The sequence below is a fragment of the Thalassorhabdus alkalitolerans genome (assembly GCF_042656525.1).
In the GTDB taxonomy this organism is placed as follows: Bacteria; Bacillota; Bacilli; order Bacillales; family Marinococcaceae; genus Thalassorhabdus; species Thalassorhabdus alkalitolerans.
Map to the genome: position 1 here is coordinate 177426 of NZ_JBHSOZ010000004.1, position 19117 is coordinate 196542.

General features: G+C 39.2%; 26 protein-coding genes. 24 read left to right on the forward strand and 2 right to left on the reverse strand.

The genetic code is table 11. From position 1 onward, the window contains the following. The first annotated feature begins 12 nt into the window (after window positions 1-12). The 16 genes from ACFPU1_RS10365 to ACFPU1_RS10440 all read left to right on the forward strand — a co-directional run bounded on the left by ACFPU1_RS10365 (window position 13) and on the right by ACFPU1_RS10440 (window position 12491). Entirely contained in the window at window positions 13-789 is a 777-nt protein-coding gene (locus tag ACFPU1_RS10365; protein WP_385940778.1) for a sirohydrochlorin chelatase, read from the forward strand. Continuing rightward, entirely contained in the window at window positions 764-1219 is a 456-nt protein-coding gene (locus tag ACFPU1_RS10370; protein ID WP_385940781.1) for a precorrin-2 dehydrogenase/sirohydrochlorin ferrochelatase family protein, read from the forward strand. The genes ACFPU1_RS10365 and ACFPU1_RS10370 overlap by 26 nt, the downstream gene beginning before the upstream one ends. Before the next feature lie 167 nt (window positions 1220-1386). Next, window positions 1387-3075: a M20/M25/M40 family metallo-hydrolase gene (locus tag ACFPU1_RS10375; protein WP_385940784.1), complete on the forward strand. Its 1689-nt coding sequence runs from the start codon at window positions 1387-1389 to the stop codon at window positions 3073-3075. A gap of 97 nt (window positions 3076-3172) precedes the next feature. Further along, complete coding sequence (locus tag ACFPU1_RS10380; protein WP_385940787.1) at window positions 3173-3940, forward strand: TspO/MBR family protein; 768 nt, start codon at window positions 3173-3175, stop codon at window positions 3938-3940. Between the two features lie 67 nt (window positions 3941-4007). Then, window positions 4008-4235: a hypothetical protein gene (locus tag ACFPU1_RS10385; RefSeq protein WP_054636747.1), complete on the forward strand. Its 228-nt coding sequence runs from the start codon at window positions 4008-4010 to the stop codon at window positions 4233-4235. Between the two features lie 161 nt (window positions 4236-4396). Further along, a complete protein-coding gene (locus tag ACFPU1_RS10390; RefSeq protein ID WP_385940790.1) occupies window positions 4397-5701 on the forward strand; it encodes a Na+/H+ antiporter family protein in 1305 nt (434 codons plus the stop codon). 327 nt (window positions 5702-6028) lie between these two features. After that, window positions 6029-7336 carry a lysine N(6)-hydroxylase/L-ornithine N(5)-oxygenase family protein gene (locus tag ACFPU1_RS10395; protein WP_385940793.1) on the forward strand — a complete coding sequence of 436 codons (1308 nt, stop codon included), beginning with the start codon at window positions 6029-6031 and terminating at the stop codon, window positions 7334-7336. A gap of 115 nt (window positions 7337-7451) precedes the next feature. Further along, entirely contained in the window at window positions 7452-7937 is a 486-nt protein-coding gene (locus tag ACFPU1_RS10400; RefSeq protein ID WP_385940796.1) for a hypothetical protein, read from the forward strand. A gap of 133 nt (window positions 7938-8070) precedes the next feature. Beyond that, complete coding sequence (locus tag ACFPU1_RS10405; RefSeq protein WP_385940799.1) at window positions 8071-8421, forward strand: DNA primase; 351 nt, start codon at window positions 8071-8073, stop codon at window positions 8419-8421. A 67-nt stretch (window positions 8422-8488) separates the two neighbouring features. Next, window positions 8489-8938 carry a hypothetical protein gene (locus ACFPU1_RS10410; RefSeq protein WP_385940802.1) on the forward strand — a complete coding sequence of 150 codons (450 nt, stop codon included), beginning with the start codon at window positions 8489-8491 and terminating at the stop codon, window positions 8936-8938. A gap of 205 nt (window positions 8939-9143) precedes the next feature. Continuing rightward, the gene (locus ACFPU1_RS10415; RefSeq protein ID WP_054636753.1) at window positions 9144-9539 is read left to right on the forward strand and encodes a hypothetical protein; all 396 of its coding nucleotides are present in this window, start codon (window positions 9144-9146) and stop codon (window positions 9537-9539) included. Window positions 9540-9553: 14 nt separating this feature from the next. Continuing rightward, entirely contained in the window at window positions 9554-10174 is a 621-nt protein-coding gene (gene rnhA, locus ACFPU1_RS10420; protein WP_385940805.1) for a ribonuclease H, read from the forward strand. Window positions 10175-10323: 149 nt separating this feature from the next. Next, entirely contained in the window at window positions 10324-10839 is a 516-nt protein-coding gene (locus ACFPU1_RS10425; RefSeq protein WP_054636754.1) for a type 1 glutamine amidotransferase domain-containing protein, read from the forward strand. Window positions 10840-10987: 148 nt separating this feature from the next. Further along, window positions 10988-11518 (forward strand): peptide-methionine (S)-S-oxide reductase MsrA, encoded by a 531-nt coding sequence (gene msrA, locus ACFPU1_RS10430; RefSeq protein WP_385940808.1) that lies wholly within the window; start codon window positions 10988-10990, stop codon window positions 11516-11518. Beyond that, entirely contained in the window at window positions 11508-11936 is a 429-nt protein-coding gene (msrB, locus tag ACFPU1_RS10435) for a peptide-methionine (R)-S-oxide reductase MsrB (protein ID WP_385940811.1), read from the forward strand. The genes msrA and msrB overlap by 11 nt, the downstream gene beginning before the upstream one ends. A 120-nt stretch (window positions 11937-12056) precedes the next feature. Further along, window positions 12057-12491 carry a ferritin-like domain-containing protein gene (locus ACFPU1_RS10440; RefSeq protein WP_054636756.1) on the forward strand — a complete coding sequence of 145 codons (435 nt, stop codon included), beginning with the start codon at window positions 12057-12059 and terminating at the stop codon, window positions 12489-12491. A gap of 98 nt (window positions 12492-12589) precedes the next feature. Here ACFPU1_RS10440 and ACFPU1_RS10445 read toward each other — a convergent pair whose 3' ends face one another. Continuing rightward, window positions 12590-12733: an aspartyl-phosphate phosphatase Spo0E family protein gene (locus ACFPU1_RS10445; protein WP_100398009.1), complete on the reverse strand. Its 144-nt coding sequence runs from the start codon at window positions 12731-12733 to the stop codon at window positions 12590-12592. Window positions 12734-12873: 140 nt separating this feature from the next. Between ACFPU1_RS10445 and ACFPU1_RS10450 the strand changes: the two genes are divergently transcribed. Both ACFPU1_RS10450 and ACFPU1_RS10455 read left to right on the forward strand, forming a co-directional pair. Next, window positions 12874-13797 carry an alpha/beta hydrolase gene (locus ACFPU1_RS10450; RefSeq protein WP_385940814.1) on the forward strand — a complete coding sequence of 308 codons (924 nt, stop codon included), beginning with the start codon at window positions 12874-12876 and terminating at the stop codon, window positions 13795-13797. A gap of 64 nt (window positions 13798-13861) precedes the next feature. Further along, window positions 13862-14191 carry an SCP2 sterol-binding domain-containing protein gene (locus ACFPU1_RS10455; protein ID WP_385940817.1) on the forward strand — a complete coding sequence of 110 codons (330 nt, stop codon included), beginning with the start codon at window positions 13862-13864 and terminating at the stop codon, window positions 14189-14191. Between the two features lie 316 nt (window positions 14192-14507). On the opposite strand, the gene ACFPU1_RS10460 is transcribed toward ACFPU1_RS10455, so the two are convergent. Next, a complete protein-coding gene (locus ACFPU1_RS10460; RefSeq protein ID WP_385940820.1) occupies window positions 14508-14675 on the reverse strand; it encodes an FbpB family small basic protein in 168 nt (55 codons plus the stop codon). 259 nt (window positions 14676-14934) lie between these two features. On the opposite strand from ACFPU1_RS10460, the gene ACFPU1_RS10465 reads away from it, so the two are divergent. The 6 genes from ACFPU1_RS10465 (at window position 14935) to ACFPU1_RS10490 (ending at window position 19044) form a co-directional block, all read left to right on the forward strand. After that, window positions 14935-15081 carry a hypothetical protein gene (locus tag ACFPU1_RS10465; protein ID WP_198153516.1) on the forward strand — a complete coding sequence of 49 codons (147 nt, stop codon included), beginning with the start codon at window positions 14935-14937 and terminating at the stop codon, window positions 15079-15081. 129 nt (window positions 15082-15210) lie between these two features. Next, window positions 15211-16188 (forward strand): MBL fold metallo-hydrolase, encoded by a 978-nt coding sequence (locus tag ACFPU1_RS10470; protein WP_385940825.1) that lies wholly within the window; start codon window positions 15211-15213, stop codon window positions 16186-16188. A gap of 149 nt (window positions 16189-16337) precedes the next feature. After that, window positions 16338-16802, forward strand: coding sequence for a hypothetical protein (locus tag ACFPU1_RS10475; protein WP_385940828.1), 465 nt, complete (start codon window positions 16338-16340; stop codon window positions 16800-16802). A 210-nt stretch (window positions 16803-17012) separates the two neighbouring features. After that, the gene (locus ACFPU1_RS10480; protein WP_385940831.1) at window positions 17013-17813 is read left to right on the forward strand and encodes a VLRF1 family aeRF1-type release factor; all 801 of its coding nucleotides are present in this window, start codon (window positions 17013-17015) and stop codon (window positions 17811-17813) included. 233 nt (window positions 17814-18046) lie between these two features. Next, window positions 18047-18427 (forward strand): OsmC family protein, encoded by a 381-nt coding sequence (locus ACFPU1_RS10485; RefSeq protein WP_054636763.1) that lies wholly within the window; start codon window positions 18047-18049, stop codon window positions 18425-18427. Then, window positions 18424-19044, forward strand: a complete 621-nt coding sequence (locus ACFPU1_RS10490) for a YitT family protein (protein ID WP_385940835.1) — start codon at window positions 18424-18426, stop codon at window positions 19042-19044. The genes ACFPU1_RS10485 and ACFPU1_RS10490 overlap by 4 nt, the downstream gene beginning before the upstream one ends. Window positions 19045-19117 lie beyond the last annotated feature (73 nt).

Consider the following 19117-nt stretch of genomic DNA (forward strand, 5'->3'; position numbering starts at 1 on the left):
CAGGTGATAAATATGCAAGGTGTATTATATATTGGACATGGAAGCCGTGTTCAAGAAGGGAACAGGCAGTTTGAAAACTTTGTAAAAGACACCATGTCAATGATCGATATTCCAGTACAGGAAACGTGTTTCTTGGAGCTGGCTGACCCTGGTATTTCTGAAGGCGTCCGTCGCTGTAAAGAGAAAGGTGTAACAAAGCTTCTTGTCATTCCGGTTCTTCTTTTGACTGCAGGCCACGCAAAGCAGGATATACCAGAGGAGCTAAGAAAAGCCTTAGTACCATATCCTGAACTAGAGGTATCCTATGGCCGGCCATTTGGAATTGAGGAAAAGATTTTTAATGTATTAGAAGAACGGTTGCGAAGAGAAGGCTGGAAGCCGGGAGACGAGGCTGACGTGCTTCTTGTCGGACGGGGAAGCAGTGACCCGGAGGCTATTGAGGACTTTCATACCATCTGTCATAAATTCAAAGAATTTGCCGGGCTTTCACGAGTAAAGGCATCATTTTTGGCAGCAGCTTCTCCTAGCTTTCCGGAAGGATTAGAGGTCATGAAAAAGACGGAAGCAAAAACGGTGTATGTACTTCCTTATTTATTGTTTACTGGCGTATTAATACAAGAAATGGAAGAGGCAATCTCCTCATTGGAAACCAATGTTCCATTTCGCCTTTGCTCCTTTTTGGGCTATGACCACGAACTGGCTGATATATTAAAGGAAAGGGTTCTTGAGTGTAAAAAAGCTCAAGAAGGGAAACTTGAATCTCATGCGGTTATTGCCTCTTTCACTTGATATTTCTCAGAAGACAGTGGTAGTTGTGGGAGGGGGACCCATAGCAGCAAGAAAGACAGAAAAAGTCCTGTCTGCCGGAGGAATTGTGACTGTAGTAGCTCCACAGATTACGGAAAAATTGGAGCATTTATCAAATGAAGGAAAAATTAAGTGGGTTAAAGACGTTTGCAGGCCGGCATACCTGGTGCACGCATTCATGATTATCTCTGCTTCTGGATCAAAGGAAGCTCAAAGCATTATCCAGCGATCAGCGCAGCCTGGACAGCTGATCAACGGAGCCGATAATCCGGCTATCGGCAATGTGGCATTTACAGCAACCATTGAACATGAAGATTGTATGATCTCAATTTCTACATTAGGAAAAGACCCGTCTTTAGCCAAGAGAATGAAACACAAGCTGCAAAAGATGCTTAATAAAGAGGAAAAATAAAACCAAGAGGCTGTCTTCAAGGAACTATCTAGAAGACAGCCTTTGGCGTGTTATCCTTGTTTTGTACGTGGCCTGCAGTCCTTATCACACTTTACACATCACAACATAATGTAAGTAACTGTAACAGAGGCTTTTAAAAAGAAGGTAGAGAAAGGAACGGGTCGTTTATGGGAAATACCAAAGAGAATACTTGTAAAGATCCAAAGCAGCTTTTAGATTCCATTTCTAATAAGCCGCTTGCTGAAAAAATTGAACTCATAACAAGACAGTTAATGAGACTGCCTAGTGTGACCGACACGAAAGGGGAAAGGGAAATTGCTGATTTTCTGTTTGAATTTTTAAAAGAATTTCCTTACTTTAAAGAGAATCCTGAGCAAGCATGGGTGCAGCCCCTTAGTAATGATAATTTAGGAAGAAAGAATATATTTGCTTTTGTCCAAGGTTCAGGTACATCATCTGATACGGTGATCTTTCACGCCCATATCGACACAGTAGGTATACATGACTTTGGATCTTTAAAAGAGCACGCTTATGACCCTGATCGATTGGAAGAATACTACTCTGCTCACCACGATCCAGAGATAAGAGAGGCAGCCCAAAGCGGGAAATGGCTTTTTGGAAGAGGTTCAGTAGATATGAAAAGCGGGGCAGCGATACATCTTGTTAACCTTCTTTATTTTACTGAACACCTGGAAAAATTAAATGGTAACATTCTTTTACTTTTGAATCCGGCTGAGGAAAATGATCATGCCGGTATCATTGAAGCATCCAAGGAGTTTTCACGTTTGAAAAGTGAGGGATTAAATTTTTCGGTGGCAATAAACAATGATTATACAACATCACTGTATGAGGGAGACAGTCACCGGTATATCTATACCGGGTCAGCCGGAAAGATTCTACCCTGTTTTTCAATTCATGGCAGAGAGTCCCATGTTGGAGAAATATTGAGAGGGATTGACCCAACATTTATTTCCTCTGAAATTAATAGGAGAATAAGCTGTAACATGGATTTAACAGAACAAATTGAAGGGGAATTGGTTCTTCCTCCTACATGTTTATATCAAAGAGATAATAAAGACACTTATAATGTACAGACACCCCCGTCAAGCCGGATGTACTTTAATTATTTTATGTATGAAACGACACCTAAAGATGTGATGAAACTGTTGATAAGAGAAACAAGGGAAGCTTGCCGTGTGGTGGAGAAGCACATGGAAAAGCAGCATCATGTATTTTTGTCCACAACCCAAATGCCTTTTTCGCAGCATCTCGAGTGGAAAGTTGATGTCTTGTCTTTTGAAGAGTACAAAGAGAACCTGGTTCAAAAAGGAATTTCAGTTGATGATATCGTCAAGAAGACAGTTGACACTTATAGTGATCTAGATAAGCGTGAGCTATGTTTTAAAATTACGGAAATGCTGGTTGAAAAAGACCCGGATGACCGTGCAAAGGTAATTATTTTCTTTGCTCCCCCATTTCTTCCATGTAATTATTTGCAAGAAAACAGTGGAAAGATGATAAATAAACAATTGCTGGATATCGTAAGCGAAGAAGAGAACAAAAATGGAGAAAAGTTTCTTGTTAAGAAGTTTTTCCCTTTTTTATCAGATAGCAGCTTTTTGTCATTTCCTGGTAACACAGACGACGTAAATCACCTGAGAAGTAATTTTCCTGCTATGGATGAAATATTTCCCTTGCCTATTGATCACATTCGGTCGTTAAATATTCCTGCTATAAACATAGGGACCTATGGAAAAGATGCTCACAAAAGAACAGAGAGGGTTTACAAACCTTATACTTTCGAACAACTGCCCAGGATTATCCGGGATTTCACCATAAGGTCTCTCAGTTTATAAGCTTTGTAAACAAAATGTAAAATTCCAAGGTAATATGTTTTTGTTTAATAGGGTAACAGTGAAGAAGGCAGGGCATTTTCAGTTAGGGGTGTAGATTATGTTTAAAAGACAACCTTCTTTAATAAAATGGGGGAATGTTATTGCCTTGTTTATCGTCGTAATTATGAACGCATTGGCAAACTCACTTCCGCTGAATAATCAGACAACCGGAGAAATTGCTGAAGCGCTGAACATTCTTTTCACCCCGGCAGGTTATGTCTTTTCTATCTGGACTGTAATTTACATTCTGCTGGCGATTTGGGTCTTTAAGCAGTTTTTTTCAAAGCCTAAAGAAGAGGAAGTATACGAAAACATTGGGTACTGGTTTGTTTTAAGCTGCGTGTTTAATGTGGCCTGGCTTCTATTCTTTCATTATAATTTCTTTAACTTAACCATGGCTGCTATGGGCGGGCTTTTAATAAGCTTGATTATGATCTACACGAAAATAGGTTCTTTTACAAAAGAAAATGCTGTACACACGATACCATTTTCCCTCTACTTAGGCTGGATTTCTGTTGCAACCATTGTGAATGTTGGTATTTTATTTACTGTAAATGATGCGAACCAATTGCTGTTTTCAGATGTCTTTTGGACAAATACAGCTTTGGTTCTTGCTTTAGGGATTGCACTTGCTATGGTCCTAATAAAGCAAAATCCTGTGTATCCTTTGGTATTTGTCTGGGCTTTTTTTGGGATAGGAATTGAAAGAATTGATGAATTTATTTCTATTACGTATACTGCCTGGTTCGCGGCCATGGTTCTGCTTATCCTTACAGTGGTGAATATTGCCCGGCATGGTTTCTTTAACAGAAAAACTTACGATTAATTTTTCTTGCTACCGGGTAGTGAAAAACAAGGTCATTAATAGGAAACACCATTAGGAGGGAACGGAAATGGCTGTAACAAAAGAAGAAGTCCGTCAGCTTATAGATCATCTGTCACCTGATCAATTAGAAGAGGTATATACACTTATCCGTGAAATGAAAGAAGTAGAAGAGCAGGATGAAATGTCGATGAAGGAAGCAGACGGTTTAAGAGACCAGGAAGTATATTTTGAAAGCGAAAATAGTGTAAATGATGAAATAGCTGGAAAAGATCTGTCAAGAAGAGATCCGTTATAAACTGTAATGCCACTGCCTTCCCTGCTGAAGGCAGTTTTATTTTTATCCTTAGAAAATTATCAAACTATTAAAGCTTTTTAAATTGAATTGAACTCCTTACAGGCAGCTTGTATACTTTACTTTGGTAGAGAGCTAAATAGATGAAGAGGAGTTTAGTATAAATGAATGCTGTAATTATCTCTGTTCTAGTGATGATAGTTTTGAGTCTATTAAAAGTAAATGTCGTTTTGGCCATCTTATTTGCTGGATTAACAGCGGGTCTGGTTGCCGGCTTAAATTTAAATGAAACTTTGGAGCTCCTCATCTCTGGCATGGGAGGCCAGGCAGAAACAGCACTTAGCTATATTCTGCTTGGGGTATTTGCCATGATGATTGCTTACTCTGGAATTACAGGGGTACTAGTTAAAAGGCTGATTAAAGTCTTAAAAGGCAAAAGAGGCTTCTTGCTAATGACAATAGCGGGGATTGCTTGTTTGTCCCAAAATGCAGTGCCCGTGCATATTGCTTTTATTCCAATTTTAATTCCTCCTCTCCTTCAGTTATTTGACCGAATGAGGGTTGACAGAAGGGGAGTTGCAGCAGCATTGACCTTCGGGTTAAAAGCACCATACGTAATGCTTCCCCTTGGATACGGATTTATTTTCCATAACATCATTTCAACTGAAATGAGTGCTAATGGCATGGAGCTTGCTGTCGGGGAAATATGGAGAGCTATGCTTGCTCCGGGAATCGGCATGATTGTTGGGTTGCTTATCGCTGTCTTTATTACTTATCGAAAGCCAAAGGACAGCAAGGTCACAAATCAAGAAAATCAAGAAAATGCTGCTGTCTCCAACGAGGAAGCACAATTTAAGAGAAAGCATATCTTTACTTTGTTTGCCATTGTAATAGCGTTGGTCGTACAGCTGCTAACAGAATCTTTAATTTTTGGAGCGTTAACAGGAATAATAATCATGTTTATGCTGACAGTTATTCCGTTCACCAAAGGTGATGAAATGGTAAATGACGGGATTAAAATGATGGGTATGATTGCTTTTGTTATGCTCATAGCTTCTGGCTTTTCAACCGTCCTGCAAGAAACAGGTGCGGTAGATGCTCTCGTTACTTCTGCTATAGCAACTGGCGGAGAAGCTAACCTTCTTACTGCTGCGATTATGCTGTTGGTAGGCCTGTTAATTACTATGGGGATTGGGACTTCCTTTGGTACGATACCTATTCTGGCTGCACTGTTTGTGCCATTTGCTTTAACGATTGGTTTTTCTCCTCTGGCGACTGCTGCCTTAATAGGAACAGCAGGAGCAATGGGGGATGCAGGTTCCCCTGCTTCAGACAGCACACTTGGACCAACTTCGGGTCTTAATGCTGACGGCGGCCACCATCATATATGGGACACTTGTGTGCCTACGTTCCTACATTACAATATACCTTTGTTTATTTTTGGTCTGCTTGCGGTAATGATATTTTAAAAGCTGGCTCTGTAAAAGGATAATGGTGAATTCTATAAGTAATTTGATTGAGCTTCGTCTTTTAACGAAAATCATCTGTAGCATATCGTAAAATTATAGCGAGACGTAAATGATAGAAAAAGCACTGTTTTTTCATTAGGAAAACAGTGCTTTTTTGTATAAAATAATAACCGGTAACTGGTCTGGTTTGATTGATAAGCGGTTCGATGCGGCAAGCTTATTGAAACATCCGAAAACCTGTCTTATGAAGGGTTATATTGGGGAATAGGTCTGTTCATATCCTGTAAAAAAATAAAGATGAAATATATACAAGGCGGTGGCATAAGAATGGATGCTGGTAAGTTATATGACGTAATTGGAATAGGTATAGGTCCCTCTAATTTGGGTTTGGCAGCCCTTCTGGATCCATTAGAAGAAATAGATGGCTTGTTCTTTGAACAGAATACTTCGTTTGAGTGGCATCCTGGTATGCTCATAGACAAATCTGTTCTCAATTCAAGCTTTTTATCCGATCTTGTTACTTTTGCAGATCCAACAAATCCCTATTCATTTCTGAACTACTTACATAAGCATAATCGAATGTACCAATTCTTTTTTTATCAAAAATTTAACATTCCAAGAAAAGAGTATAACAGTTATGCAAAGTGGGTTGCTTCCCAACTCGGTGATTGTAAATTCGGGAGACAGGTCACAAATGTAGAAGATGGTACTGGTGACTGGTATGATGTGACTGTTTTTAATATTGAAACAGGAGAAAATCACTCATACAGGGCCAGGCATGTGGTTATCGGTACAGGAAGCACTCCGATGATTCCTGAAGACATTAAAGATGAAATGAATGAAGATATTTGTCACACCAGCTCTTATCTTTACAATGAAAAAAATATTAAAAGAGGAAGCCATGTATCGGTGATAGGCTCTGGTCAAAGTGCGGCAGAGGTCTTTTATGATCTGCTACAGGACCAAAAGCATTATGGTTATAAGCTTTCCTGGCTTACTAGATCACCCCAGTTTTTTCAAACCGAGGATGCGAAAGTAGGGAGAGAAATCTTTTCCCCTGATTTTGTTGATTATTTTCAGTCCTTAAGCTTCGATAGCAGGACAAGTGCTCTTCCCTATCTTGACCAGGCAAGAAAGCAAATAGAGCCTGGGGTGTTAGAGAACATCTATAATGAGCTGTATCATCGCTCCATTGAACGAAAGGATCCTGACGTCCTTCTTCAGCCTATGACTGAGCTTAGAGGGATTCGCTCACTTTCTGGAGGGAATTATGAGCTCACTATGCATCAATGGCAAAAAAACATGTCCTATTCCCACATTACAAGCAAAGTGATTGTCGCAACAGGATATAAACCAAATGTGCCAAAATGGTTAAAAAAGTATAAGGATAAAATTTACTGGGAAGATGAAAACACCATGGTGGTTGGAAAGGATTATGAATTTCTGTTTAAAAAAGAGCGGCCTAATCATTTGTTTACTCTTACTAATTTGGACCAATCCCACGGAACCGGAGCGACAAATCTCGCTTTATCAGTTTATAGAAATCAGCGGATCATAAATAAAATTGCAGGTTATGAAAGGTATGCTATTCAAGAAGATACTATTTTTCAGCAGTTTATGCCTGATGAAAAATAATATGTGTGAGTTTGGCAGAAGTTTGTGAAAACATGTGAATTTTATTTTATTCGTTTTATTTCGTGCCATTGTGGAAAAACACTCCTTAGACAACGTTGTAAGGAGGAATATAACAATGAATAAAAAAGTATTATACTCAGCACTTTCTGGAATGTTAGCAGTAGGGATGCTAGGAGCATGCGGCGAAGACGATGGCGGTGACAATGGCGGAATGGAAGACGATCCAGGCATGGAAGATGATGGCGGAGTGGAAGACGACGGCATGGATGACGATGGCATGGACGATGACGACGATGATGATATGCTAGGCGACGATGATGACGACGATGACGATGATGCTTTTGACGACGATGATGACGACGATGACGATGATGCTTTTGACGACGATGATGATGATGACGATGATATGCTAGGTGACGACGATGACGACGATGATGACGATGATGCTTTTGACGACGATGACGATGACGACGATGATGATATGCTAGGCGACGATGATGACGATGATGACGATGATGACGATGATGATATGCTAGGCGACGATGATGACGATGATGACGATGATGTTTTAGACGATGACGATGACGATGATGATGCTTAATAGAATGACAATTTAATTTTTAAATAAAGAGGGCTATCAATAGATCGCCCTCTTTTTATCAGAATAATGATTTTGAACTTATTTATTATATTTTATATTTTCATAAACTAGAAACTCCTCAGGAGGGGACATGATGAATAAAAGATTATTATATTCAGCATTGTCTGGTATGGTTGCGATAGGTGTTTTAGGAGCATGCGGTGAAGATGGAGGAGAAGATGCTGACAATGGTATAGATGATGATCCAGGGATGGAAGAGGACGAAGGTACCCTGGAGGAAAATGGTATGGATGAAAATGGAGATTTGGAAGATGATGAAGGGTTAGATGGAGATGGAATGCAAGAAACTGACGATCATGGGATGCAAGAAGATGAAGGTGAAGGAGACGCCTTGGACGAGGACGCAGAATATGACGGTGATGATGCGGGATTAGGCGAAGAAGAGGAAGATGAGGAACCTGAAATTTTAGATGATGATGAATAGAGGGTTCAAAGGAAGAATCATTGTTTACGAGATTTAAAAAATAGATTTTTAAAAGGAGGAATATATTATGAATAAGAAAGTTTTATATTCTGCTTTATCTGGTGCGTTAGCAGTAAGTATGCTGGGAGCATGTGGTGAAGATGACGGAGGAGACAATGGCGGAATGGAAGAGGATCCAGGAGTAGAAGATAACGGAGATGCAGACGAAAATGGTTTGGATGACGGTGGTCTAGACGATGACGACGATGCTGATCTAGACGAGGATGACGACGCTGAGCTAGATGAAGAAGACGAAGATGAGGATGACGACCTTCTAGATGGTGATGAAGAGGACGAAGAAGATGATGAAGACTTTCTAGATGGTGAAGAAGGCGACGACGGCTTTGATGTTGACCAGGAAGATGAGGGTACAGAAGAAGGCTTAGAAGAAGATGAAGATGGTTTTGATGTTGATCAAGATGGTGAAGGCACAGAAGAAGGCTTAGATGAAGAAGACGAAGAGGACGAGGAAGAATAATATTTGAATAGTAGTATGAGAGCTCTCAATTTCTGAGAGCTCTTTTTCGTTGAAAATAATATAAAAATAGAAAACATGTATTAAAGAAACAAAGGTATGCTTTTTACTAAAGAAGAATTATATATAATGAGAGTCCACTAACTTTTTAATGGCGGGTGGCTTCTTCTATAATTAGAGCAACGATAATAGGGTGGTGGGTAGGATCATGGGAAACTTGCTTTTTCTTATTTTACTGCCATTTTCAGGAGCTTTGATTACAATGGTTATTGCTTTAAAAATGAAATGGATGCTAGAGAGAGAGGTAAATAATAAACAGCCTGTTTTTGCTTTTCATCTGTTTAATGTTATATTTACCCTTATGACATTTGGAACGATTTCTCTTTCTATAAGCGGCGTGGTCAGGGGAGGGATCAGCGAAAATGGCTGGGGAACTGCTTTTCTCTATGCATACGTGTTCCCACTCCCATTTCTTATTATTACGTACATGCTGATAGCTCCAATGTTTGAAAAGTATATGCGACCTTATATTGAAAGTGAAGATAGTAACATTGTTTACCTGAAGAAAAGACTATATAAAGGTAACAGGACAGACAAGGGATGAAAGGAGTTTTACCAGTGGCAAAGAAAAAATATTATGTAGTTTGGGAAGGGCGGAAGCCAGGGATTTATGAGTCCTGGGCTGATTGCCAAAAACAAGTACAAGGGTTTTCGGGTGCCAGATTTAAGTCCTATCCTTCAAAGGGAGAAGCACAAAAAGCATTTGGGGAAGAAAAAAGCAGTACCGGTAATAGAGCTGTAATCTCGGAAAAGGGGAATACCTCCCATCCCTATATAGAAGATAGTATATCAGTAGATGTCGGATCCCATGGGAACCCTGGTTTAGTAGAATACAAAGGGGTACATACAAAAACTGGTGAGGTAGTTTTCATTCATGAAGGAATTGAAAAAGGAACAAACAACATGGGGGAATTCTTGGCTATTGTTCATGCCCTTGCTTTTTTAAAGGATAAAGAGAGCAATATCCCTGTTTATTCTGATTCCCAAACGGCCATGAAGTGGGTGAAAGAAAAAAAGGTAAAATCTACATTAAAAAGAGAGAAGGAAACGGAAGAAATGTGGTCCCTGGTCGAAAGAGCAGAATCATGGTTGAAACAAAATACGTATACAAACCCTATTTTAAAATGGAACACAAAAGAATGGGGCGAGATTAAAGCAGATTATGGAAGGAAATCTTAAGACGGATAGGTAAGAAAAATGCTGCAAACGTCTCATCAGACAGTTTGTATAAGGCAGTGGATCATTCGAAAGAAGGTTTAAAAATGATAACTCAAAGGGTACACATACGATGTAATATACTTACATTTCTTTAAAGGAGTGTTTCTCTTATGAGTAAGAAAGTTGCTGTCCTAATGACAAGTATGTTTGAAGACGTGGAGTACACTGACCCTAAAAAGGAGTTTGAAAAAGAAGGTCACGAACTCACAGTTATAGAAAAGGAAAAAGGAAAAACCCTTGAAGGAAAGCAGGGAGAGGCAAAAGTAACCGTTGATGCAGCTGTTGATGAAGTAAGCCCTTCTGATTTTGATGCTTTGTTTATCCCAGGAGGATTTTCACCAGATTTACTTCGTGCTGACGAACGGTTTGTTACGTTTTCAAAACACTTTATCGATGAAAACAAACCGGTTTTTGCTATATGCCATGGACCTCAGTTATTGATAACCGCTAAAGCACTAGAAGGCCGCAATGTGACAGGTTTTAAATCTATCCAGGTAGACCTTGAATACGCCAAAGCGAAAGTTCATGATGAAGAGGTAGTTGTTTGCCATAACCTTGTAACAAGCCGGGAACCAGATGACCTACCGGCGTTTAATAGAGAATCCTTAAAGCAGCTTCAATCGTAGTTTACAACGAAAAAAGTGCTCCCGAAATCGGGAGCCTTTTCTATATCTTCACTTAACAATAAGCAAAATCAATGAAAAAAGTCATTATTCGTGGTACATATTATATAAAGATACTTTATGAGAATCGAAGAAAAAAGGAGAGAATAGAATGGCACTAGCAACTTTTGCGGGAGGATGCTTTTGGTGTATGGTCGGACCATTTGCAGAAAGAGAAGGCGTAATTACCGTGACATCTGGCTATACAGGCGGTGAAACAGAAAATCCTAGCTATGAAGAGGTATGCTCCAATACAACAGGCCACGTAGAAGCCGTTCAAATAGAGTACGACTCTGAAATAATCTCCTATAAAGAATTACTGGATATTTTTTGGAGACAAATTGATCCCACTGATCCGGGAGGACAGTTTAATGACCGGGGAGAGTCTTATCAAACTGCAATCTTTGTGCATAATGATTACCAGCTTGAAGTAGCAAAAGAATCAAGGAGGGACCTGAACGCTCACGGACCGTTTAACGCTCCTATTGTTACAAAGATTTTACGGGCAAAGCCATTCTATAAAGCTGAAGAGCATCATCAGGACTATCATGAAAAGAATCGTTTTCACTATCTTTTATATAAAAAAGGATCAGGAAGAGAAGATTTTATTAAAGCACACTGGGGGGACGGAAATGAAAAATAAAGAAGAGTTAAAAAAAAAGCTCACTCCTATACAATTTGAAGTGACACAAAACAATGGAACAGAGCGGCCATTTGACAATGAATATTGGGACCATAAAGAAGAGGGTTTATATGTTGACATTGTTTCAGGAACGCCGCTTTTTAGCTCTCATGATAAATTCGATTCTAATTGTGGCTGGCCTAGTTTTACAAAACCTCTAAATGAGGAACAGATAGTAGAAAAAGCGGATTTTAGTTTTGGTATGAGAAGAGTGGAGGTAAGAAGCAAAGACGCCGATTCTCATTTGGGTCACGTTTTTACTGACGGTCCAAAACCGACAGGGCTTCGTTATTGTATTAATTCTGCGGCAATTAATTTTATTCCAAAGGATCAATTGGAAGAGTATGGCTATGAAGAATATAAGAATCTGTTTAATTGATGGAGGAAAGGGAAAAGTTTAAGTGGAGCAGAAAAATGGGTAAAATAATAATGACACTACAACAAGATCCCTAGCAGAAAATAGCTTAAAATCATGTTGATCGTTTAAGGAGGAGATTATATGGATCCGAAGCTACAGGAATTAATTGACGGTTTGAATGAGGATTTGGCTAACGAGTATGCAGCTTCTATTATGTACTCTAACTATGCAGCAGTGGTTTCAGGTTTATACCGCCAAGTGTTGAAGCCGTTTTTTGAAAGTGAAATATCAGATGAACAAGGTCATGCTCTTTATCTGGCAGAAAAAATCAAAACTTTGGGCGGTACCCCAACTACGAGAGCTGCAGAAGTAAAACAAACAACTGACGTTTATGAAATGCTCCAACATGCACGTCAGTCTGAGATTGATACTATTGAACGATATAAGAAAAGAGTTAAGCTGGCAGAAGAGCTTGGATTTGTAGAACTGCAAATTAAACTGGAAGATTTAATTGCTGATGAAACAGGCCATATGGAAGAACTAGACCGCCTGTTAGACGATCCTCGGCTTCAGTAACAGTAGATAAACCACTAAAAGCTCCCTGTCAATGTGACAGGGAGCTTTTAAGACTATCCCTAAAGCAGATAATGAATGAGCTATGGTTTATGATTTGATCAGGTTTGCCAATGCTGGACTTCGGAAATTAAATGATCCAGCTCTTGACTACAGGAGAGAGTTTCTTCAGAACTAAGCCCAAATTTTTCAGCAGTCTCTAACATTTCTGTGCGCTTTTCCTCAATATTTTCTAATAAGGACATAGTTTTCCCTTCCTTATAATATAGTTATCAAAAAGTATAACAACAATTGGATTTTTCTCTACCCTTTTGACAGAAGAAGTCATAAACTTACATAAAAAGCCTTTAGAATAAGCGTTTTCAAGGACTGGAGGACATAGGACATGGGCAAGTTTCGCAAAGATAAACTAAAAGCTAAAATTAAAAAGTACCATGGAATATATAACTTTCCTGGAGAAAAAGAACGGGTAAAAGCAGATTATGAATTCTTGCCTGTAAATAATGATTTTCTTTTTTTTCAATGCTTTACTCCGGAATCTTACCAATATAATATACTGATTTTGCATGGATATTTCGACCATGCAGGAATGCTTTCAGAATTTATTCGTTACCTGACAGAAAATAAAGGGCGCGTGTTTATTATTGACCTGCCGGGACACGGGTTGTCAACCGGGGAGCAATACGTGATTGAGGATTTTACATATTACCAAAAGGTCCTGTATGTGATGGATCAGCAAATGAAACAATACGGTGCAGAAAAATACCATGTTATCGGCCATAGTACGGGAGGCGGGATCAGTGTCCAGCATGTACTCACCAAACCAGATCATCAGTTTGAAAGTCTTACTCTTATTGCTCCACTGGCACGGTCCAGTAAATGGCATTTATCGAAAGCAGGGCATTCGTTAATATCTCCTTTAGTCAAAGAGGTGCCAAGGAAAATACGGACCGATAAAGAAAATCCAGAGCTATCTGAAAGGATTAAAGAGGACCCCTTGCATGGCCCTTCCATTCCTCTATGCTGGCTCGAAGCAATGTTTGAGTGGGAAAAAGAAATGAGGGCTCTAGAGCCAAGTCAATTTCCTGTTCATATTATTCAGGGTAATATGGACAAAACGGTGGATTGGAAATACAACCTTAGGTTTTTAGAAAAAAAATTTCCTAATGCTTTTTTTTACTTAGTGGACCAGGGAGGACACCACTTGCTAAATGAAAGAGGCAGTATTAAGCATATGGTTTTTTCACTTATAACAAAAAAAATAATCTGCAAAGCAGAGGATTTAACAAACAACATGTCAAATAAATAAAAGGAGAACAGCAGGGCTGCATACCTCTTTGCAGGTAAAAAAGAAATAAAAGGAGAAGACAGTTATGAGAGTGATGGAGGAATTGGAAAACCTATCCAGAAAAATGAATGAAGATCCGAAAGAAATTGAAGGGGTTGAAAAAACATATCAATTTGATATAACGGGGGAAGAAGAAGGGGTTTTTCAGATTCAATTTACCGATGGGCAGGTCCATTATCAAAAGGGAAAGCTTCATGCCCCAGATTGCACGCTAAAAATGAAAGACAATAATTTTCTGAAACTGGTTCAGGGAGAGTTGAATCCTGCGACAGCATTTATGACAGGGAAGTTGAAGATTGAGGGCGGGATGGGAAATGCACTGAAGCTGCAAAAAATTCTTGAGACCTACAATTGAATGAGTGGTCATTCATTTACTCTATCTTTTAAGAGATACACAGCTGTGGCTAGACCATCTAACAGTGAGCGAAGTAGTGGCCGGCTGTGTGTAGTTTGCAAGTCAAATTGTCAACATGGGTTGCCGTTGTACAAGAGACTTAAAAGGCAATACACTGAACAGGGTATAAAGAAAATCGCCTTCCTCGCCATATGGTGAGGAAGGCGATTTTCTTTAACGTAAGCATCAAAAAGAATATAAGAAAGAGACTCCCATGTTTTTGAAAAATAAGGGAGTCCTGCAATCTTAAAGGGCAACGTTCTTTTTTCCCTTTTTATTAATTCTGTGCTTGCTTCTCCCGAGGATTAATTTTTACTTGCACTTCTCTGGACTGCCGTTCTTCCAAACGCTCTTCAATTTTGTCTAATGCAGACATATCTTCCAGCAGTTCACGTTTGTTTTCAGCAACAAGTTCTTCGAATGTGTGTCTAAGAGGTTTTCTCACAGATAATCATCCTTTATTTAAAATTGTCAATGACAGGAACATGTATATACAGTTATGTACCCTTATTTTACCGCATAAATGCAATAAAGTATAAGAAAAATGTTAATTTTTTTTGAATATTGTCAAATTATTTTATAATGAAAAAAGGATTTACAAAGGTGTATTAAATTGATAGAATATTTACAACTTTAAATTGATAAAGTTAAAGAGTTAGTGAATACATTTATATATAAATTAATTTTATTAGGAGGAGAGAGGAATGACTGTATCAGAAAAGAAAGCTATGGAAGATATGCAAAGGAAAATTGAGGAATTAACTGTAGAGTTAAGAGAGCTGAAGTATCACAACAGAAATGATTTTGAGAATCTAGATACTGACAGCTTTTTAACTGAAGTATATAACTAATATACATTCGTTTGTTTTTGAAATTCCAGATAAATCAATCGGTAATGAAGAAAGGTTTTATTTTTTTTCTCAAAAGTGAACAAGTGCTCAGACAGCAATGCGACTCTTTATAAAAGAGGGGAGATTGGTATGGTTAAACTTGCTTCTGAAAAAGGGATCTACAGGATCACATTACCAACCCCATTTCTTGTCGGCCCTGTTAACGTGTATATTATTAAAGGCGACACACTGACTTTGGTGGATACGGGCCCGGGCACTGATGAAGCCTGGGCCGTCCTGAAAAAAGAGCTAACCAGCCTTGGTATAGATCCGGAAGATATCGAACAGGTAATCATCACTCATCACCATCCTGATCATACTGGAATGGTCCACAAATTCTTTCGGAAGGCAAGAATTCTCGGTCACTGGAAAAATGAACCCTGGCTGCAAAAAGATCAGCATTTTTTGGCAGAGGTGAGAAGTTTCTTTCAATCTTTATCCCGGACAGCTGGAGTGCCGGATGTATTGACTGAAAAGATCATTCAAAATCAGGCAGCTTACCAAAAATATATAAGCACGGCATCTCTTACTTACCGTCTAAATAATGGAGACAGTGTTCCTGGATTGCCAGGGTGGAGATCCTATGAAGTACCAGGACATGCTCAGAGTCATATTATTCTGTATGAAGAACAGACTGGTATAATAATTGGTGGGGATCATTTGTTGGCTCACATCTCTTCAAACGCTATTATAGAAGCCCCTTACAATAATAAAGATTCAAGACCAAGAACCTTGCTTCAGTACCGGGAGTCTTTATTGCTTTGTACTGAACTCCCTGTTTCGATGGTATATCCCGGCCACGGGGACTCTTTTGATAAACCACATGCTTTGATAGAGAAACGACTAAACGAACAAAACAACAGAGCTGAGTATATATACCATATGATTAAGGACAACCCCGGAAAAACTGCTTTTGCTGTTTCAAAAGAGCTTTTTCCAAGGGTATACCAAAAGCAGCCTGACCTTACGCTATCTGAGGTTATTGGACATCTTGACCTGCTTCTTGTGCATGGAAGAATCAAAGAAGATTGTTTTGGAGATCAAATTATTTATTCTAATTATGAATGAGTATTCACTCATAATTAGAAGCCTTGCTGAAGGATATTTTCAGGTTAAAAAAACCTCTTTAGATGGGTATAGAGTACATTACAGTGCAGACGTTATGGTAAGATGATAACAAGCAAACTGTCTATACTCTGAAAGGAAGGCGGATAATTATGGAACCTCAAGAAAAGAAGGGGAAATCGGGTCTTCAAATTGGTATGGCTCTCGGTGGAATCATTGGTATTGGACTCGTAGTGGCAAATAAAAAAACCAGAGAAAATGTGTTTAGTGCAACTAAACAAACCGTTAGTACTGTAAACGAGGCTACGCGTTTTGTCTCTCAAAATCGAGATGAAATTATGCAGCAGTTGAAAAATACATCCCAGAGATTTTCAGAATTAATGAAAAAAGCCAGTGAAGATTTACAGTATATTTCTGATAAGGCGTTGGATTTAAAAGAAACAACAGTTGAATTTAAAGAAGTGACAAAGGAATCAGCCCAAGAAATCCGTGAGCTCAAAAGTGAAGTGGAAAAAGAATTTGAGCAAAACAAAATAGCAGGAACAATTCCTGGTGACGTAGAAGCGGTAGAAAAGCTTCCTGAAGAAGGAGAAGAACCACTGGACCGAACACATTAATCCAGACAATGTTAAGAGGCTGGTACAAAACTCAGCTATTGAGAAGAGCCCTCACCACCGGTGAGAGCTCTCTTTTTTACGTCTCAAAAGCGCTGTCGATTCCTGTTCTGTTACAGTGGAGGATTTTATATGTTTACTGCTAAAGCGTAAAGGCAATATATCCTATAACGAAACAGTTAGGTTATCGTCACTTAGAAAGGAGAATTGCACATGGCACTAGCAGAAGAATTACTAAAATATAAAGAAAAGAAAGATGATCATGGAGTTCTTTCAGTTTATCTGAATACCGATTTTGGTGAAGGGACACAGCACAATGGAGAGTGGAAAATCCGTCTGAAAAACGGGATGAAGAGGCTTCAGGAATATGTTGAAAAAAGCGGTTCTGACGAAGAACTAAAAGCATTTAAAAATATCAGCAAAAAGGTTCACGAGCACATCCTGTCACAGCAGACAGATATGCAAAAAGGCATTGTTGTTTTCGCTTCTGCTGATGGCGGTTTTTGGGAAGAAACAAAGGTGCAGGTATCCCTTGAGAGCGAGTTTCATTGGGAGAAATCCCCGGTGGTCGAGCCCTTAGAAAAACTGGAGTCTACCTATCCTCCAGCAGGGCTTCTTCTTATCCAACAAAGAGATGTTATCTTGATCGACTCTGCAATGGGTGAGATAAGAGATGAAGTGAAATACAGCTGGGAATTTGAGACAGAAGACTGGAGAGAATATAAAGGGAATGCATCAAGTGACAGGCTGGCATCTGGCTCAACCCAGGTGGATGAGTTCCAGCATAGATTTGAAGAAAATCGTCTACGGTGGTATAAACAGCTTGGACCAATCATTGATAAGCAAGTGAAAAATAGAAATTTAAAAGGGGTTTATTTAATAGGAAATAAAGAATACGTCAAAGACCTAGAACAACACTTGAATAAAGAAATATTAGATGTTATTCCAAAAAACCTGTACTCCAAGCCAGCACATGAGATCTTAAATGAGGTGTACGGCGAATCAGTTCGATAAATATAGACAAGCTCCCAATCTGTTGGGAGCTTGTTTCATCGTTTTTTCAGATTCAAGGGATCTTTCCTTCTTTTTCTTTCTTGATACTCAGACATTTGCATTCTGTCTGTAAAAAGTCCCTCTCCCTGCCTGGCTTCTTTACGTGAAGAGAAGGAAGAATCCAACCATTCGACTTTCCTTATATCACGCTTTACAATAAGTAAGAAATACAGTCAAAAAAGGAGAGGGCAAGAGTGAAATTTATTATGCAGGAGCAGGGTTTTAGCACAGAGACTGAGTTTGGTTCTTTACAAATTTCAGGAAACGAAAAATATGGTTTCCGTCCGTATCAGCTGCTCGTTTCTTCGATTGCGGTCTGCAGCGGCGGCGTACTAAGAAAGGTACTTGAAAAAAAACGTATAGAAGTAAGAGATATTACAGTCGATGCTGACGTTACGCGTAATAATGAAGGGGCTCAAGAGATTCAAAAAGTACACCTGCATTTCGTCATTAATGCTCCTAATGCAAACGATGAGCAAATAAAGAAAAGCCTGGAAGTGACAAGAAAGAATTGTTCTATGGTCCAATCTGTTCAAGAAAGTATACATATTACAGAATCATTTGAACTAGTATGAAATCTCTCCTTGTCACAGCTTTATGGCTGACAGGAGGGGCAGTTTTGCAGGGGACAGCCATGGCTTTATTTTTGTTTCCCTATGATATTCCGTCAGGAGGAGCAGCGGGCGTGACAATACTATTTCACCACTGGTTTTCTTTTCCTCATGAATATACGTTATGGGGATTGAATGCGGTTATGCTGGCTGGTGCTTGTCGCTGGATAGGTGTAAAAAGTGCTCTTAAAACTTTGTATACCGTCTCAGCTGCTTCCTTCTCTATATTTCTTTTATCTTCCTATGTAAGGTTTGACTCTTACCCGGGAATGATCTCTATTCCGGCTGGAGCTTTACTTTTTGGCTTAGGAGTAGGCTTATTGTATTGCAAAGGAGCTTCTTCCGGTGGGTTCGCAATACTGGCTCATATCATTTATCGTCTTAGCGGCGTGCTGCCGGGACGTCCATTGTTCTGGATGAATATGTCTATATTTTTACTATTAGCTATTGTGATCGATGTATGGGTGTTTTTCGTAGCTTTGCTTACCCAGTGGATTAGCACCTCTTTAATAAATGTGACTGTAAGAACTTATGAGAAGTCAAGTAAGGAAAAGTATAATAATGATTACCTTCCAACATAGGATATGAGAGAGCGGGCTCTGGCAAGAAATGAGGGTGAAGAGGTTGAAGGAGAAGCAAAAAACACATGAACTG